The sequence below is a fragment of the Vibrio sp. OPT41 genome (genome assembly GCF_015163595.1).
GTDB lineage: Bacteria > Pseudomonadota > Gammaproteobacteria > Enterobacterales > Vibrionaceae > Vibrio > Vibrio alginolyticus.
Genome location: NZ_JADDYH010000074.1, coordinates 205,646 through 224,352, shown reverse-complemented (window position 1 = coordinate 224,352; position 18,707 = coordinate 205,646). Strand labels below are relative to the sequence as shown.

At 46.3% G+C, this 18,707-nt stretch carries 13 protein-coding genes; 3 read left to right on the top strand and 10 right to left on the bottom strand.

Features of this window, described 5'->3' with window-relative positions; genetic code table 11:
* Positions 1-81: 81 nt before the first annotated feature.
* From IQP38_RS24855 to IQP38_RS24845, 3 genes are all read left to right on the top strand, one after another.
* Positions 82-1,095 (top strand): Fe(3+) ABC transporter substrate-binding protein, encoded by a 1,014-nt coding sequence (locus IQP38_RS24855; RefSeq protein WP_005386566.1) that lies wholly within the window; start codon positions 82-84, stop codon positions 1,093-1,095.
* A gap of 99 nt (positions 1,096-1,194) precedes the next feature.
* Positions 1,195-2,820, top strand: coding sequence for an ABC transporter permease (locus IQP38_RS24850; protein WP_025768193.1), 1,626 nt, complete (start codon positions 1,195-1,197; stop codon positions 2,818-2,820).
* Positions 2,820-3,851: an ABC transporter ATP-binding protein gene (locus IQP38_RS24845; protein WP_193838122.1), complete on the top strand. Its 1,032-nt coding sequence runs from the start codon at positions 2,820-2,822 to the stop codon at positions 3,849-3,851. Before IQP38_RS24850 ends, IQP38_RS24845 begins: the two co-directional genes overlap by 1 nt.
* A 157-nt stretch (positions 3,852-4,008) precedes the next feature.
* On the opposite strand, the gene IQP38_RS24840 is transcribed toward IQP38_RS24845, so the two are convergent.
* From IQP38_RS24840 to IQP38_RS24795, 10 genes are all read right to left on the bottom strand, one after another.
* Positions 4,009-5,421, bottom strand: coding sequence for a phosphoglucomutase/phosphomannomutase family protein (locus tag IQP38_RS24840; protein WP_005380053.1), 1,413 nt, complete (start codon positions 5,419-5,421; stop codon positions 4,009-4,011).
* 125 nt (positions 5,422-5,546) lie between these two features.
* The gene (locus IQP38_RS24835) at positions 5,547-7,955 is read right to left on the bottom strand and encodes a GH36-type glycosyl hydrolase domain-containing protein (RefSeq protein WP_193838121.1); all 2,409 of its coding nucleotides are present in this window, start codon (positions 7,953-7,955) and stop codon (positions 5,547-5,549) included.
* An 84-nt stretch (positions 7,956-8,039) separates the two neighbouring features.
* A complete protein-coding gene (locus IQP38_RS24830; RefSeq protein WP_193838120.1) occupies positions 8,040-9,959 on the bottom strand; it encodes a beta-N-acetylhexosaminidase in 1,920 nt (639 codons plus the stop codon).
* Between the two features lie 8 nt (positions 9,960-9,967).
* Positions 9,968-10,858: an N-acetylglucosamine kinase gene (locus tag IQP38_RS24825; RefSeq protein WP_005380046.1), complete on the bottom strand. Its 891-nt coding sequence runs from the start codon at positions 10,856-10,858 to the stop codon at positions 9,968-9,970.
* Between the two features lie 2 nt (positions 10,859-10,860).
* Entirely contained in the window at positions 10,861-12,600 is a 1,740-nt protein-coding gene (locus tag IQP38_RS24820; RefSeq protein WP_053349851.1) for a glycoside hydrolase family 9 protein, read from the bottom strand.
* A 63-nt stretch (positions 12,601-12,663) separates the two neighbouring features.
* Positions 12,664-13,659 (bottom strand): ABC transporter ATP-binding protein, encoded by a 996-nt coding sequence (locus IQP38_RS24815; protein ID WP_053304111.1) that lies wholly within the window; start codon positions 13,657-13,659, stop codon positions 12,664-12,666.
* A 47-nt stretch (positions 13,660-13,706) separates the two neighbouring features.
* Positions 13,707-14,690: an ABC transporter ATP-binding protein gene (locus IQP38_RS24810; RefSeq protein WP_005380040.1), complete on the bottom strand. Its 984-nt coding sequence runs from the start codon at positions 14,688-14,690 to the stop codon at positions 13,707-13,709.
* 2 nt (positions 14,691-14,692) lie between these two features.
* Complete coding sequence (locus IQP38_RS24805; protein WP_025768199.1) at positions 14,693-15,718, bottom strand: ABC transporter permease; 1,026 nt, start codon at positions 15,716-15,718, stop codon at positions 14,693-14,695.
* A 2-nt stretch (positions 15,719-15,720) separates the two neighbouring features.
* The gene (locus tag IQP38_RS24800) at positions 15,721-16,707 is read right to left on the bottom strand and encodes an ABC transporter permease (protein ID WP_005380038.1); all 987 of its coding nucleotides are present in this window, start codon (positions 16,705-16,707) and stop codon (positions 15,721-15,723) included.
* Between the two features lie 170 nt (positions 16,708-16,877).
* Positions 16,878-18,560, bottom strand: a complete 1,683-nt coding sequence (locus tag IQP38_RS24795; protein WP_005380037.1) for an ABC transporter substrate-binding protein — start codon at positions 18,558-18,560, stop codon at positions 16,878-16,880.
* Positions 18,561-18,707: the final 147 nt, after the last annotated feature.

Below are 18,707 nucleotides of genomic sequence, written 5' to 3'. Positions count from 1 at the left end.
TTCGTCATTGTCTTCTTATTGAACATACATATAATAACGCAACTGATAAACGTTATCATTAGCATGGTAAAGGATTAAACAATGAAAAAACTGCTAACTCTTTCAGCACTAACTTGCGCTACTCTAGCTCCAACAGCAATGGCTGCTGAAGAAGTGAACGTCTACTCTTACCGTCAACCTTTCCTAGTTGAACCTATGTTCAATGAGTTCACTAAAGAAACTGGTATCAAAGTAAACGTAAAATTTGCTAAAAAAGGCTTAGCAGAAAAGCTAGCTCAAGAAGGTGAGTACAGCCCTGCTGACGTTATTCTTACGACAGACATCAGCCGTCTAGCTGAACTGACAAACAAAGGTTTAGTTCAGAAAGTCGATAGCAAAATCATTGAAGAAAACGTACCTGCTCAATACCAAGATAAAGAGAATGAGTGGTTTGCTCTAACTCTACGTTCTCGTAGCGTTTATTCATCACGTGATCGCGTAGGTAAACTAGGCGCAGATTTCAACTACGCAGACTTAGCTAAGCCAGAGTTCAAAGGTAAAATTTGTACTCGTAGCGGTAAGCACCCGTACAACGTTTCTCTAGTTTCAGCAATGATTGCTCACAATGGCGAAGCAGAAACCAAAGAGTGGTTAGAAGGCGTGAAAGCAAACCTTGCTCGCAAACCACAAGGCAACGATCGTGCACAAGTTAAAGCGATCAAAGAAGGCCTATGTGATGTTTCTCTAGGTAACAGCTACTACCTAGGTAAAATGGTTAACGACAAAGAGCAAAAAGCTTGGGCTGATGCAGTTTACATCAACTTCCCTAACCAAGAGACTACAGGCACTCACGTGAATATCTCTGGTATGGCGATGGCTAAGTACTCTCCAAACAAAGACAATGCTGTGAAGCTAATGGAATTCCTAACGGGTGACAAAGCGCAGCAAATGTACGCAGAAGTTAACTACGAGTACCCAGTTAAAGAAGGCGTGAAGCGTTCTGAGCTTGTGGAATCTTGGGGTGACTTTAAAGCAGACAAGCTTTCTCTAGACGATATTGCAGCCAACCACGAAGCGGCAATTAAGCTATTAGATGAAGTGAAATTTGACCTTTAATTCCTTGTGGGGGTATAACAGTACCCCCATTTGATTAAAGGATATGAGATGTATTTGCAACAGCATTTGTATTTCATACAGCCTTGCAGTAATTAGGCGATGAAAGATAAACACTCTTTATGGAAAACCAGTAGTGGGGTAATAACTCTGCTACTGGTTTTGCCGATCTTAGCGATCTTCTACACCGCAATTGGTGAAACGGATGATTTGTTTGCTCATTTAATGGCAACGGTCATGCCGACTTATATTTTTAACACGGTTGCGCTAACTGTTGGCGTAATGGTGCTGTCCTTAATTCTTGGTATTCCAAGCGCTTGGATAATGGCCATGTGTAAACTGCCGACCGAAAAATGGTTGCAGTGGGCATTGGTGCTACCTCTTGCAATGCCAGGTTATATCATTGGTTATATTTTTACTGATTGGTTTGATTTTGCAGGCCCGATTCAGATCTTTTTGCGTGATGTAACCGGATGGGGACCTGGCGAGTATTGGTTCCCTGACATTCGTACGTTGCCTGGTGCGACCTTTGTGTTGGCTTTGGTGTTGTATCCTTACGTGTATTTATTGTGCCGGGCTGCGTTTATGGAGCAAAATGTATCTTTATTGCAAAGCGCGCGTTTGCTCAAGTGCTCTCCATGGGAAAGCTTTTGGCGCATCTCGATGCCGTTAGTAAGACCCTCTATCGCAGTAGGTTTATCATTGGTCGCAATGGAGACCATCGGTGACTTTGGTACGGTAAGTTACTTCGCGGTGAATACGTTAACCACAGCGGTCTACGATACTTGGTTGGGGTACTCTAATCTTAATGCGGCAGCCAAGATTTCTGCCATGATGCTCGTCATTGTAGTACTGCTTCTTAGTGCCGAACGATACAGCCGCCGTAAACAAAAGCTTTTTCAAAGCCAATTTAACAGTCACGAAGATTTTCGTTACGAGTTGACGGGCTGGAAAAAGTGGACCGCACTGGTTTGGTGTTGGGGCTTGGTTTCAGTCGCTTTTATTTTGCCGCTACTACAGCTGATTGATTATGCGATCACTTATTTTGCGCAGAGTTGGACCTCAGAGTTTCGTGAATACGCATGGAATAGCTTAGTTGTGTCTGTTATTGCTGCGATTATTGGTGTTGCTGTCGCACTGATCGTTAACTTTACCCATCGAGTCAGTGGTAAACGAGAAAGCTTGGCATTTATGCGTCTTTCTTCTATGGGCTATGCAGTACCAGGAACGGTACTAGCCATCGGTGTGATGGTCGCTGTGCTGTTTATGGATCATCGTGTCAACGATGTTGCTAAAGCCATGGAGTGGGGAAGGCCGGGACTTATCTTTTCTGGTTCCATGTTCGCACTAGTATTTGCCATGGTTGTGCGCTTTTCCGCGGTAGCGATTGGTAGTATCGAAAGTAATTTAAATAAAATTTCTCCGTCGTTAGATATGGCATCGCGCACTATGGGTTGTAAGCCCAATGCCATGCTGTGGCGCGTGCACTTTCCGCTGGTTAAGCGCGGTGCACTGATTGCGGCTTTATTAGTGTTTATCGAGTCGATGAAAGAGCTTAATGCGGCTTTGTTACTTCGTCCGTTTAACTTTGAAACACTAGCCACATACGTTTATAACTTCGCCTCGGATGAGCATTTAGAATTGGCCGCTTTGCCAGCGGTTCTGTTGGTTCTTGTTGGGTTGATCCCGCTTGTTGTTGTTAACCGTTCACTGGAGCAAAATCACTGATGAGCTGTGCATTATCAATTAAAAACCTAACGTGCCAATATGACGATCAAACTGTACTCGAATCATTGTCTCTTGAGGTAGAACAAGGGCAGATTGTCTGTTTGCTAGGAGCCAGTGGCTGTGGGAAAACAACACTATTAAAGGCCGTTGCGGGATTATTGCCGTTAACGTCAGGCGAAATGAGTCTAAATTGCGTCACAATTGATGATGGGGAAAACTGGTTGCCGCCAGAACAGCGTAATATCGGGATGATTTTCCAAGATTACGCACTTTTTCCTCACTTGACGGTGGAGCAAAACATTGCCTTTGGCTTAAAGCAGTGCTCGACAAAAGAGAAAAATGCCAAAGTTCAAGAGATGTTAGAACTCGTGCATCTTCAAGGTTATGGCGATCGTTATCCTCATCAATTGTCTGGTGGACAGCAGCAGCGTGTTGCGATTGCTCGCTCATTAGCTTACAGCCCAGACTTATTGTTACTTGATGAACCGTTTTCTAATATTGATACGCAAGTTCGCCATGAGTTGATAAGTGAGATCCGTAAGATTTTTAAGGCCCAAGGTGTGACTGCCATTTTTGTTACGCATAGCCGTGAAGAGGCTTTTGCTTTCGCCGATAAAATGGCAGTGATGAACAATGGAGTCATCGAGCAATATGGCACAGCATCTGAGCTTTACTACCAGCCTTCAAGTAAATTTGTCGCTGATTTCTTAGGTGGTGGCAGTTACCTTGCTGCTAAACGGGTTTCGAATTCAGAATATGAAACCCACTTGGGCGTGGTTGACGCCACGGCTCAACAAGATATTCCAGTACAGGCGGAGTGCTCTTTACTGCTAAGACCGCAGCATGTGCAAATTCAATCCGATGAAGATAGTTCGGTAACCGTATTGGAACAGCATTTTATGGGTGATCACTGCCGTTATGTGATTAACGCGAATGGTGACCGTTTGTTAGCTACAGCTTCGCAAGCATTAAATATAGGTGAGTCCGTCGCGGTGAAAATTGAAACGCAAGGCGTCCTGGCATTTGCTTAACGCTCCTGAGTATCTTTTCTATCTCGTTTACGACTTCCCAACATACAATAAAAAAGCCCGGCTGTGGAGCCGGGCAAGTGCTCTTCTCCTGTTGATGAGCGCCTTTTCAGACAGCGTTGACTCTCATCATAGTGCTCGAAGCGGGCACAAGGTTCAGTTATAAAGACAAGAAGTCTTTAAACTGTTGAAGAACACGTTCCGCAGTGTCCTTATCTTGCATCTCTGCAAAAATTCGTAGCAGTGGCTCAGTGCCAGAGAAGCGAGCGATGATCCAACCGCCGTTCTTGAAGTAGACTTTCGCACCATCTTCATAGCTGACTTTTTCGATTTCAAACTCAAACTCAGGCAACTGCTTTTCAACATAAATCTTGTTGAACAGTACGTCTTTTTGCGCTGGTTTGAACTTGCAATCGCCTTCTGCCATGTAGGCATAGCCGTACTTGCCGTAGATTTCATCCAGCAACTCAGACAGCTTCTTGCCGGTTACTGAAATCATTTCTACCAATAGGCTTGATGCGAATACGCCGTCTTTACCTTTGATGTGGCCGCGAATGGTTAGGCCACCAGAGCTTTCCCCGCCAATCAGTGAGTCATCCGCTTCCATTTGGGAGCTGATGTGCTTAAAGCCTACAGGAACCTCAAAGCATTTCTCGCCATGATCTTCGGCGACTTTATCGAGAAGGTGGGTGGTTGCGATGTTACGTACCACGGAGCCTTTCCAGCCTTTGTATTCAAGTAGGTAGTAGTAAAGCAGCAGTAGCACTTCATTTGGATGAATGAAGTTACCTTTTTCGTCGATAATACCAAGACGGTCCGCATCGCCATCAGTACCGATGCCAATATCGTAACCTTGCTCTTTCACTAGGTGCATCAAACGGTAGAGTGTTGCAGCGCTTGGCGAAGGCATTAACCCACCGAAGTCTGGGTTTTTGCCATCGTTAATCACATCAACGTCACAGCGGCCGTTGATTAATACGGTTTGCAGTGCGTTTTTCGCGACACCAAACATTGGGTCGATCAAAACACGTAAATTCGCCTTCTTGATCGCTCCGATGTCGATAAAGTCGATGATTGAGTCAACGAATTCGTTCATCGGATTGATGATTTCAATCAGCTTATCTTCAACCGCTTGTTCAAAGTCGACGCTTTTTACATCTTGCGCAGTGAGCGCGTCTATTTGTGATTCGATTTTTTGGGTGATGATTTCATCTGCGTCACGACCACCTTCAATGAAGACTTTAATGCCGTTGTAATCGGCAGGGTTGTGTGATGCGGTAATACATGCCGAGTATGCGCAGCCCATTTCTTTCGCTTTAAACATTACGATAGGTGTTGGGACAAATTTGTCGATAAAGCTAACCATAATGCCGTTTGCTGCTAGAACTTCAGCGAACCAACGACCTGCTTTATCGGAAAGAAAACGACGGTCATAGCCAATCACAAAACCGCGATCAGCAACCGATTCGTTATTCGTGATGTTTGCAACTGCTTGGGCAACCAAGCGTACGTTATCTTTGGTGAACTCCTCACCAATAAATGCACGCCAACCGCCTGTACCAAATTTGATCATGATTCGATCCTCGATAAGAGCGGCATCCCACCGCGTCTTAAATCTTTGCTAGCGAACCGATGCACTTGTAAAACATAAATGCACCGGATAAATCAAAAGGGGAGAAGGACTCCCCCAAAAGATGATTAACCTAGAGTAACGATAACTTCGTTTACTGAACCTTCCGCTTGAACTGGTACAGATGCACCATTTACAGCTTCACCGTTCACGGTAATCGACTTAACGCCTTTGCTTACTGAGTCTGGGTTAACGACTTTGATGTTGTACGTTGCTCCTAGCCATTGGCGAGTCACTTCGAAACCAGGCCAGTTCGTTGGGATACATGGATCGATAGTTAGGCCATCGAAGCCTGTACGCACACCAAGAATAAAGTTGGTAACAGCGAAGTAAGCCCAGCCTGACGTACCTGTTAACCATGGGTGGTTTGCACGACCGTGGTCTTGGTGGTCACGACCCATGATGAACTGAACGTATGAGTATGGTTCTGCAATACGTTTTTCGATGATGTCGTTCTGGTTGTATGGGTTTAGCGCATCGTAGAACTTCATTGCACGATCACCACGACCCAGTTTCGCTTCAGCTACCCAAGCCCATGGGTTTGGATGCGAGAATATCGCACCGTTCTCTTTTACGCCTTGGTAAACACGAGTTACGAAGCCGATATCATCATTCGGTGTTGCAAAAGATGGTGAGTTTAGGTGAAGGCCGTATTCAGAGAACAGGTTCTCATCGACAGCGTCCATCGCTTTTTCGCCGCGCTCTTGAGATACCGCACCAGAAAGTACCGCAAGTGTGTTTGACTCTAGGTGTACTCGGCCTTCCGCTTGTTGCGCAGTACCGATCTTGTCGCCATTCTTCGTCAGACCACGGATGTACCAACCGCCTTCGTCATCCCAAAGGTGGGTTTCACACGCTTCACGAACGTTTGCTGCCATCACCGTGTATTTTTCAACGTCGGCTTGTTTACCTAGGTATTTCGCTAGGTCGATGAACTCCTGCAGTGCCCAGAAATGTAGGAACGACACCATTGACGATTCGCCGCCACCTAGGTTCAGACAGTCGTTCCAGTCTGCACGCAGACCTTTACAGATACCGGTTTGACCTACGTATTCAGCCGAGAAGTCTAGCGCGGCTTTCATGTGGTCATAAACCGTTGCATCGCCACCGTCGGCGTAAGGGATCACTTCGTCGAAGAAGCTGTGCTCACCGGTTTCCATCACGTACTTACAGATGGTTGGAACTAGCCATAGATGGTCATCGGAACAAGTGTCTTCGATGCCGTGAATTTTGTCTTCATCAGAAGGTGTTGGAACTACGGTTGGAGACTTCGATGGTTTAACATCAGCTTTTTCTGGATCAAACCAATCTGGATCGAATAGGTGTAGACCGTAGCCCGCTTTTACTTGGCCACGCAGTAGGTCAACGATACGTTTGCGCGTCATTGCTGGGTTAGCGTGAGGAACTGAGATTGCATCTTGCGCTGTATCGCGGTAACCAAGACCAGTACGGCCTCCCACCTCGATGAATGAAGCAAAGCGAGACCACACCACACACGTTTCCGCTTGGTATAACGTCCAAGCGTTGATCATGGTATCTAGACCTTCGTTTGGTGATTTCACTTGGAACTTGCCACAACGCTCATCCCAGTGTGCTTTGATACCCGCAAATGCGTTGTCGACTTCTGCAAGGTCTTGGTACTTAGCACGCAGACGCTCTCCGTTGCCTTTACCGATACCGAGAATGTAAGCAAAGCGAACTTCTTCACCCGGCTGAATAGTAAATTGCTTATGCAAAGAGCCACAGTGGTTGTAACAAGTTTGCGCTGTATTGAAACACTTACCTTGTTCTACCGCTAACGGGTTTGCTTCGTCACGGTATAGGCCTAGGAAGCTGTCACGTTGGCCGTCGTATGAATCTGGGGCAAATGTTGAAGCTAGGTAGTAGAAGCCTTCGAAATCGTTGGTGTTGTAGTACAGGTCGTACTCTATCACGCCTTCGTTGTAAGCCGTACCTGCCGAGTACAGAGACATCTGATGGTTTTGGTTATCAGATTGAATGTGGCTGAATGAGAACTCAACAAATGAGAATGCACTGATCGTACGTGGTTTGTCAGAGGTGTTTTTAATCACTACATCCCAGATTTCAGCGTCTTCGCCTTTTGGCACGAACAGAGTTTTTGTTGCGGTAATACCGCTGTATTCACATTTGAACTTAGAGTAAGACAAGCCGTGACGAACTTCGTAGTTTGCTTCGTCTAGGCTCTTCGCAACTGGTTGCCAAGAGATTGACCAGTAATCACCTGTCTCATCATCACGCAAGTAAACGTAGTGTCCTGGGCGATCGAATGTCGCATTTGGACGGAATTTAGTAACACGGTTGTATTCTGGAGAGTTGTAGAACGAGTAGCCACCCGCGTTGTGCGAGATAACCGTACAGAACTTCTCAGTACCTAGGTAGTTGGTCCATGGTGCTGGTACGTCAGGGCGAGTGATGACGTATTCGCGATTCTCGTTATCGAAATAGCCGTATTTCATTTGTGTCTTTCCTTTTTACGAAGCTGCATCAGCAGCCAAAATTTAAAAACTCTTCAAGCGTGATGTTTCGACATCAGTTTTGTATTACTTCCACGGTTTACGGTAATTCACTCCCTGCAAATCAAGCAGAGGTAGATGGCCTTTCAAGCGTGATAAATAGTCGGTCCAATCTCGGTGTTGTTTGTCTGTCCAACATGCTTCTGCCATTGCAGTTAAACGAGGGAAGATCATGTAGTCCATGCGAGGTTGGTTATTGATAATTTCGCACCATAATGCTGTTTGAATGCCCCAAATGCGCTTACGTATTGGGTCGTCAGCAGGCACTTCAGCGAGCGGCTCGTAGTTGTAAGCTTTTTCTAGTGGCAGTGGGTTTGCCCAGTCCACGCCCGGTTCTTCAGGTGCGTAGTCTTGGGTCATATCTAGGTAAGTGGTTTGTGCTGGTTGCAGCACCACATCAAAGCCTTGGCGAGCACAGTTCAAGGCCGCTTCTTCGCTTAGCCATGAGTAGATCACCGTATCTTTACTGACTTTGTCGCCGTGTTGAGCTTCTTCCCAGCCCAGCATGCGTTTGCCCAATTTACGAAGTTTGTCTTCGGCATAACGCAAGAAGTGTCCTTGCAAATCTTTGTAGTCGCTGTAACCCAGTTGTTCCATTAGTGCTTGGCATGCTGGGCTTTTTGACCATACGCCGTTAGGTACTTCGTCGGCACCAATATGAACGTAAGGCGCAGGAAAAAGCGCAGAGACTTCTTCTAGCACTTTGTCGATAAATTCATAGCTCCCCGGCAGAGCTGGGTTAATGACGTTGTCGTTGTAATGCTGAATACTGCGGTATTCGGTGGTATCTTCCGCTTCTACCAATAGGTGTGGTAACGACTTGATGGCGGCTCGGCAATGACCAGGTACATCAATTTCAGGAATGATGGTGATGCCGCGTTGCGATGCAAATTCGATAACGTCTTTGATGTCTTCTTGTGTGTAGAAGCCGCCGTAACGTTCATCAAAGTGCGTGTACTGTGGTTCATTGATCTCATCCAATCCGCGCCAAGCACCAATATCGGTCAGTTGAGGCAGTGATTTGATTTCAATTCGCCAACCCTCATCGTCGGTAAGATGCCAATGGAACGTATTGAACTTGTAATGAGCCAGTTGGTTGATCAAGCGTTTGACTTGCTTAACGGAGTGAAAATGACGAGCACAATCCAGCATCATACCGCGGTAACGAAAACGTGGCCTGTCCTTGATTGAACAGCAAACTACTTCCATTGAGTTAGGTTGATCGCCAACTTTGACTAGTTGTAATAACGTTGCACAAGCATGGGTAAAACCAGACGAAGATCCTGCTTCAATTTTGATTGACTCTTCGGCTACTTTCAGTTTGTAAGCGCCTTCATCCAAGGTTGGGTTGCCTTTGAAGATGATCTGACTGCCATTGTCTGATGCGAACTCAAATTGGTGAATGCGCTTAAGCTCTTCAAGTAGCCATTCTTTAGCTGAATTGGCCAGGCTTGAATAAACCGCGACGCCAGCATGATGATCAAAGCTAAAATAGTGATCGCTGACCTCAATATGGTTTGGTTTTGGCAGCAAGGGCTGTGCATGGGTTAAACTTGCCGGAATCTCACTGCGTTCACGGTATGGTGAAGCTAATACGATAGGCGTGACATCCACTTGTGCGCGCTGTGGGTTTCCATCAACGACAAAGTTGATCATCGCTTCGTTAAAGCCATCCGAGTAATAACGGAATGGGTTCGAACCAATACTGAATTCACAGTAATAGTGATGGTTGGCAGCCAGTACCACCCCTTCTGGTTTAAGTGTGCAAAAACTACCAATTTGAGTCAGTTGACCATTTGAAACGCTGTCTGGAAGAATGTAACGATCGAAAGCGAAAGTTAAGCTCCAGCTGTTTAGGTCTTGGTCGCTCAAGTTATGAAAGGTGAGGCCAAAGCGGCAGTTTTGTTTCTGCTCAGAAAGGACTACGAGATCAACACGATATTCCATATCTACTCCTACGCCGCACTGAGCGAGTAAAGGTTATGTTCTGGTTTGCCAGCAAACATAATTGCGCCTTCAATCGCGTCAAACTGTGGCTCAACAATCCATTGCTGAACTGGTGGTGAAAGCCAACGTACAATGCGTTCAGCTATGCTGCCCATTAAACAAATACGTGTTGCGCCGCGCTTGTTTAATGCCACGAGAAACATTTCTATATCCGCTGCGGTTTGCTTCAGCATTTCAATGGCCAGTGCATCGCCTTGTTCCGCATGTTGGAAAATAGCCGGAGAAAACTGCCCATAATCACGAGGAAGCGCCTGTTTTGACCACGCCACCACGTTGTCGACCTCATTTTCGAAATGCGTCATAACGTGTTGTGCTAGGGGCGTTTTTTCTCTGATGCCATCTTCAGCTAACAAAACTTGCTGAACTAGGCGTAGCCCCATCACTGCGCCGCCACCTTGATCCGAAATAGGGAACTCACGACCACCGACAACGTGTTGCTCCAATCCGTTAAGGTAGATGCCACAAGAACCGGTTCCCGCAATCATGATTGCGCCATCTTCGCCATTGTGCGCACCAACGCACGCACCGTAGGCATCGGTATTCAGAGTCATACTGGCAAATGGATGAGGAAGAGACATGAAGGCTTGCCAAGATGCTTTGTGCTCTGCGCCAGCAAGGGCTAAGCCGACGTGCATCGACGCGAAATCTTGTTGTGTCAGACCGCCTTGCTCGGTAGCCGAAGTGATGGATTCAAGAATCGAAGCCATTGCTATTTCAGCACCTAGCATGATGTTGGCACTGCCGCTTTTGGCCTCGCCAAGAAAATTACCTTGTGAATCTTTAATCCTGGCTCGACATGACGTGCCGCCACCATCGATACCGACAAAATACATTCCCATGATTATTCTTCCTTCATATTTTTAGAGGTCGCCAACTGAGAAACATGCTGAGCTTGACTCATTATCGCGAGTAAGTACCAAGCGCCATGCGGGATCCACTGTTCGCCCCAGCGCCAGTTTTGTAACACGTCTTCTTTTTGTGCTGGTGGGTTAAATGCAATGTCTTCCTCGTCTTCAAAGCCGCCAGTGATTCCGTTACACACGCCACCTTTTGCGTTGAAGAAACCATATTGAGGGAGGTAATCAGGGTTGTTACGACCATGGCCATCTAGCATGCACATGTCGTATGGGTTTAAGCCTACAATCCAGTTCAATGCATCTTGAGCAAACACAGAAAGTTGTTGCTGTACTTCTTGCGACGCTATATGCGGTTGAGCAAGGTACGCCATGGTCGCGAGTGAGCCCAGTCGAGCATTCTCGCCTTGCCACCAATAGCCAGATTCATTGTTGTGTGCGACAAAAAATGCCTCGCGTTTTGACTCATTTACGCCTTTAACATATTGGCGAGGGTAACCGAATGGGTTGATCACTTTATTCGAGATTGTGATCTCAAACTCACACGCTAGGTTGACGATACGTTTTACCGATTCCGCTCGTGCTGAGTCGTCTTCAATTGATAGATATTCGCATAGGGCAATAACTGGTAGACCAGCTTCGGCTGCGTGAAAATATGGACGGCTGCCGTCTTGGTTTGCTGACCAAAAGTGTTGAATCTGCTCGTCGCTCATTTGGCGTGCAACTAAACGTTGCGCCCACAAACGGCTCTCTTCCAAGTAGCGAGTTTCTTTGGTTGCTTTAAACAGTTCTACACAAGCCAGTAGCGCACAGTATTCGTCGATAATGTTTTCTTCCCCATCATTGAGGTACTGCGTATTGTGCTCTTTTAAGTGCCAGTAACCATTTTCGGCAGCGTTGCGGTATTTTTGTTGATCGTATTCACCGTGAACACTTAAACGCGATGCTGCCGCTAGCGCTGCAATGGCGACACCGCCACCTTGTCGAAAGCCTGCTTGATAGTCGTCAAATTTGTGACCAAGTTGAGTTTCGTACGCGCAAATCTCGCGTTGCGCAGTATCTTTGCTCCACTTGTCAAAGACCGTCATGTAGAAAAAGCCTTTTTCGTTTTGCATACGCACAAGAAAGTCTGCACCGAACAGGGCTTCTTCAATCAGACGTGTACGTGTGAAAGCTGCAATGTCTTCGCTTCCTTCAAGCAACGAAACCCCTTTTAGGATGTTCCAAACCACCATTGGGGTTTGTTGAGGATTCAAATAATTCGCGTATGAAAGGTGACTTAAATACTTGCTAACGTCTCCTGATGCGTCGTACCAGCCGCCGTGTACATCAACCTTTTTATTGGAGTTTAGTACTGGAAGTTGTCGATCTTGTTGATCGAAGATCCCGCCGCAACGTTGCGATTTGAAGTAGTGGATCACATCTGACAAAGTTTGATCCAACAGAATGTGTTCGCCAACGATGAAAGAGGAAGAGCGCGTATCTTCTACTTGCAAGAAATAGTCACCTGACGTTGTGAAAGAGGAAAAGTCGATGAGGTAGAAATAGCCCTGATGCCAGTTCGCCACTTTACCTTGTTCTTCAACCGCAAAAGTTGCCACGGTTTGCTCGCTAGTGGCACAAATCAATTGAGCAGTGTAAGAAGACAAGTGTGGTTGTTCGGTCTGGATAATGGCTTTCTTTGGGCCCAGACGTTCATAACCAATGTGGTTAGTCAGTAGCAGCATTCAATGTCTCCGGGAAACGATAAAAACAGGAATGGGTCAGGCTGAACCTGACCCTCGTTATGATTAATCTTCAAATAAGTAACAGCGGACAAAGTGGTTGTCGGACAGTTGAGTGACGCCTGGTAGTCGTTCACGACATTTGTCGGTAGCGTGTACACAACGTCCAGCAAATGGACAGCCGACAGATTCTGGTGTCCAAAGTGGGATTTCCCCTTTGTTGCCTTTCAGTTTCTCGTGAATAGACTTCGATGGATCTGGAACCGCAGATACCAACAGTTGCGTATATGGGTGTTGAGGGTCGTGAATGATTTCTTCAGTATCGCCCCATTCAACCATGTGACCTACGTACATGACCGCAAGATCTTCAGCAATGTAACGCGCTGTTGCGATGTCGTGAGTGATGTAAAGCAGAGACATTTGTTTCTCGAACTTCATCTCTTCCATCAAGTTCAGAACACCGGCACGGATTGATACATCGAGCATCGATGTTGGCTCATCCGCCAATACCACTTCTGCACCAACTGCGATGTTACGAGCTAGGTTTACACGTTGACGCTGACCGCCAGATAGCTGGTGCGGGAACTTTTGCGCCGTTTCTTTTGGTGGAATAAGACCAACTTGTTCAAGTAGGTCGTACACACGCTCTTCCAGTTCTTTCTTGTTGCACGGTGCTACTTTCTTATGAATCAGCAGCGGGCGCGCAATATGGTGGAAGATATTGTGCGTTGGGTTTAGCGAGCCAAACGGGTCTTGCCACACCATTTGTACACCTTCACGGTAGGTCATTAAATCGTGACGAGAGGTGATGTCTTGGATATCACGACCTTTGTATTCAATGATGCCATCGGTTGGTGCGTACATTTTTGCAATCATTTTGGCAGTAGTAGACTTACCTGAACCAGATTCACCTACCACTGACAAGCCGCGGCTCTTGTACATTTTGAAAGAGACGTCGTTGATTGCGCGCATCTTAGATTGTTTGATTGAGTTACTGTTTAAAGGGAAGTCCTTAACGACATTTTTACCCTCAATCAGCAGTTCGCCGAATTGTTTGCTCATAATTCTCTCCAGTGTAATTTTTGTTCTTAGCTGGCGTTTTTTTGTTGTTAAACCTTAGCTTGAGCAATGGTGTCGCCGTACAAATGGCAATTTGAGAGGCGACCTGGTTCAATTTGACGTAATTGGGTTGGTACACGTGTACATGCTTCATGTACGCGATCGCAACGAGCTTGGAAGCGGCAGCCCCGTGGTACTTCTAGCAAGTTCAACGGGTTACCTGGAATGCCAGTCAATTTGGTCTTTGGTCCAGTTAGTGGAGGGAAAGAGCTACCCAAACCTTTGGTGTAAGGGTGGTAAGGACTTTCCAGAATTTGCTTAGAAGGCGCGACTTCAATCAACTCACCTGAGTACATGATGCCGATACGATCCGAGAACTCGACCATCAATGACAAGTCATGTGTGATGAACAGAATTGAGAAACCAAACTCTTCTTTAAGCGCGTAAATTTTTTGTAGAATTTCACGTTGAACCACTACATCCAATGCGGTAGTCGGTTCGTCCATGATGATCATTTTTGGGTTCAGAGCCAAAGCGATTGCGATTACTAGACGTTGACGCATACCACCAGAGAACTGGTGCGGGTAATCACTCAATCGGCTAGGGTGGATATCAACGATTTCCAGCAGACCTTCAGCGCGTGTTTTTGCTTGAGCGCGAGTCATATTGGTATGACGCATGATGACGTCACAGAACTGCTCTTCCATGGTTAGAACAGGGTTCAAAGCGTTCATCGCACTCTGGAATACCATCGACATTTCACTCCAGCGAAACGCTTGCATGCGATCATCGCTGTACTGAAGGATATCTTCACCGTTGAAGATAACCTCACCACCTGTGATAAACGCTGGTGGCTTATGAAGGCGCATTAGTGAGAAGGCAACAGTGGATTTGCCACAGCCAGATTCACCAGCCAGACCGAATACTTCACCTGGTGCAATGTCGAAGCTCACGTTGTTACAGGCGCGGACATCGCCCGCGTCTGTGATGTAGTCTACGCATAGGTTACGGATGGAAATTAGTGGTGCAGTCATGATTATTTATCTCCGCTCCATAGTGCATTTTGTGGTGCCAGTTCAGGCTCACGCTCTTTCTTGTCTTTTGCTGCTAGTTTTTTCCAGCGTTTCATGCCTTTGTGAGAACGAAGTTGAGGGTTCGCAATTTCGTCAACGGCAAAGTTCAACAGAGCAAGACCAGTAACCAGTAGTGTTAGGGCAATACAAGGTGCTAGTACTTCCCACCATGCGCCAATCAGCATGGCTGATGAGGTTTGCACGTTGTAAAGCATGATGCCCCAACTGATCGTGTTGGCATCACCCAAACCTAGGAACGAAATGACCGCTTCAGTGTTGATCGCCAGCATTACTGAGCCAATGAAGCTCGCACCGACAATTGGGATAAGGTTTGGTAAAATCTCAACGAAGATGATGCGGAATGAAGACTCTCCCAATACTTCGGCAGCTTTAACGAACTCTTTCTCGCGTAGTGCCATAGTTTGAGAGCGGACAACACGTGCACCCCATGCCCAAGAAGTACCAGCGATAATCAAGGCAATGGTGAGTGGGCCTGCTTCACCGATAAAGGCCGCCAACACGAATAGCAATGGATACTGCGGGATTACTAACATGATGTTCATCGCGGCACTCAATACGTCATCCACTTTGCCGCCGAAGTAACCTGCCGATATACCAATGACTGTTGCTAAGAAGCACACGATGATGCCAGCGCCAAAGCCTACACCCAGTGATACTCGTGCACCGTAAGCCACTTGCGACCAGATATCGCGACCCATTCGGCTAGTACCTAATACGTGGTCGGCCTTTTTAGACATAATCAGCGTACGACGATCGTCTGCTAGGTTTTTAGCGACCCAACCATCAGGATTGTTTTGTGCCTGTTTTACAACAAAGCTTGGGTATTCGTGCGGGTTACCGGTTCGCTTGTCTGGCGCATGCTTTGTAAGTAAAGGAGCGGCAATCGCAACGAACACGAACAGCGTAACAATGCCAAGACCAATGCGAGCGAATGCGTTACCTAAAATAAGTTTGAATAGTTCTTTCATGATTATTTGCCTCCCGTACGTAGGCGAGGGTCTAGAATCATGTACAGCATGTCAGCCATTAAGTTGAAGCACAGCATGAACATCGTCATGATAATTAACTGACCTTGAAGTACTTGGTAGTCACGAGCGTGAATTGCGTTCAATAGAACAGTACCTAGGCCTGGGTAGTTGAAAATCATCTCGATGATTAATTGACCTCCAATGGCCATACCTAAAGACATAGACAGTGCGGTAACACTTGGAAGTAGTGCGTTACGTGCGGCGTAATTAAAGACGACGCGGTTTTCACTCAGCCCTTTACCTTTAGCCATCGTGATATAGTCTTCGGCGAGAAGGTTGATCATGTTGTTACGCATGTTAACTAGGAAGCCACCAATTTGAACGATGGTTGCACAGAATAGAGGTAATACAGCGTGGTAACCCACGTTCTTGATGAACTCCCAGCTTGTCCAATCAGGAATAGTACCTGGCGTGTAAGCATAGCCAGATGGGAACCATTTCAGGCCAATCGCAAAGGTAAACAGCGCTAACATTGCGATAACCATTTGTGGAATAGCTTGAATGATCAATGTACCAGGCGTTACGAATGCATCGTACTTACTACCGCGCTTCCAGGCGGCAAAAATACCAAGGACAGAAGCGATGGAGAAAGAAAGTACAACCGCAGTACCAGCTAGAAATAGTGACCAGCCAAATGCACTACCTAGTAAAGAATTAACTGAAAGTGGGTAGAACTGGATTGAGGTGCCCAATTCCCAACTTAGAATGTTTTTAATGTACGAGAAGTACTGAATGTAAATTGGCCCATCAACGAAACCGAGCAGTTCTTTCATTGCTGCGATTCGTTCTGGAGTCACCTGTACTGAAGCATTAGCAAACATCATGGTAACTGGGTCACCAGGCATTGCTCGCGGAATAATAAAGTTTAACGTCGCTGCAACTAAGAGCGCGACAAGATAGAACGACAAACGTCTTAAAAAATAACCCATAACTCACACCTTACTCACCCAGATTTTTTCCCTGTTTCTGGTTTCAGGTCGCTCCTAGCGAAATTTAGAGCGAAAAATCCCCTGACGACGAGCGCCACATATTGGTTTCGTTAACAAGGGATTTTTATAGGCGGCACACGGGATGTATGCCGCTTGAAATGAACTTCTACTTATTTAACTGGTTTTAGGTCCAGTACGTGAAGTAGACGCTCTGGGATACCTGCCCAAATGTTTGGACGGCCCTTAGGGTTTTCTTCGTTCCACCAACCAGTGAAGCGAGTTGTGTTGTATTGGTACATGTACGCGCCAGATAGCACAGGAATAGTTACTTGGTCCTGAGCAATGATCTTCTGAATGCCATGAGCGATCTCTAGCTGTTCTTGCTTATCTGCTGTCTTGTAGAAGCTGTTAAGAAGACCGTCTAGCTTATCGTTCTTGTAGAAGTGCATTGCAAAGCGAGGCATGCCGTCACCAGCTTGTAGCTTCGAGTTGTAGCCACTATCCCAGTACAAGTGTGGATCTGCACCGTGGAAGTAGTTGGTGTAAGCAACGTCGTAAGTACCTTCTAGCATTGCTTGGTTGTATACCGAGAAGTCCGGTGTACGAGCACGAGCTTTAATGCCCACTTCTGCTAGTTGCTCAACGGCTAGTTGTACTGTGTTGTTGAAGTCAGTCCAACCGTTTGGTGATTGAATTAGAAGCTCGAAAGACTTGCCAGATGGTGTATCCACAAAGCCATCTTTGTTTACATCTTTGAAGCCAGCTTTAGCTAGAAGCTTTTTCGCACCTTCCGCGTTGTATGTGTTGTAGCCTTTGTACTTGTTGTGCGTCTCTTCATCAGACCAAGCTTCGAATGCGTAGCCAAGGCCAGATGCGAAGTCGTTCACTGTACCGCCGCCGTAGAAAGCGATATCAATAATAGTTTGACGGTCTAGCGCCATAGAGAACGCACGACGGAAGTCAACGTTAGTTAGCGCTTCGTTTTTCGCAGCGTCTGGGTTTTTGAAGTTCACTACAAATGCTTGAGTACCCGCTGGTGGGTACCAGTAGTGGTGATTCGGACTTGCTGCAGCGTACGTACGGTCGATGTCTGGTACGAATGAAGACGTCCAGTCCATTTCGCCGTTAACGATTTTGCCCAAGAATTGGTCGTTGTTCGCGATTTGCGGCACACGCAGACAGTCTACATCTAGGTTGTCTGCATCCCAATAATTCGGGTTCTCACACTGGATATATAGCTGCGGTGTGAAAGTGTCGATTTCGGTAAATGGACCACTGCCTACTGGATTTTCGTTTGTGAATGTTGCTGGATCTTTTACTTTGCTCCATACGTGCTTAGGTACGACGGGTACTTTCGCAATTTCGTAAGGAACGTTTGAGTTTGCTTCGCTTAGACGGAATTTAACTTGGTAGTCGTTAACTTTTTCTACGCCAGTCACCCAAGAGTTGATACCAGATTGGTCTAGCTCTGGCTTCTCTTTAACTAGGTTGAAAGAGTAAACAACATCATCAGCGGTAAACGCTTTGCCATCAGACCATTTTACGCCCTTACGGATATCGAAGGTTACGCTCATCAGGTCATCAGCCATGGTAAAGTTTTCTGCTAGACGAAATACAGGCGTGTTACCGTGCATTTCGTTAAAAACAACGAGCGGCTCGTAAATAAAGTCGGTTGTTGTGTGCAGGTTAGTTGCACCCAAGAAAGGGTTAAAGTTACGAACGAAAGTTGTAAACTCTTTAGGGTGGATAGTCAGTTCACTGCGTTCAGCCGCAGTAGCTACCGATGCAAAACCTGTAGTAGCCGTTGCAATAATTGCTGTTGCTAGTGCTGTTTTTTTAATATTGGCAAGCATAGCTGTTCCTTACTATTTGCTTTCATTTCACTAAATGGAATTGAATGTCATCAATTGATAAACACTCTCTAAGACCTACCTCTTGTACATGCCTTACTCATTACAACATTGAGTTTCGCCAAGAGTGGCCTGTAGGCCTTAGGCAGG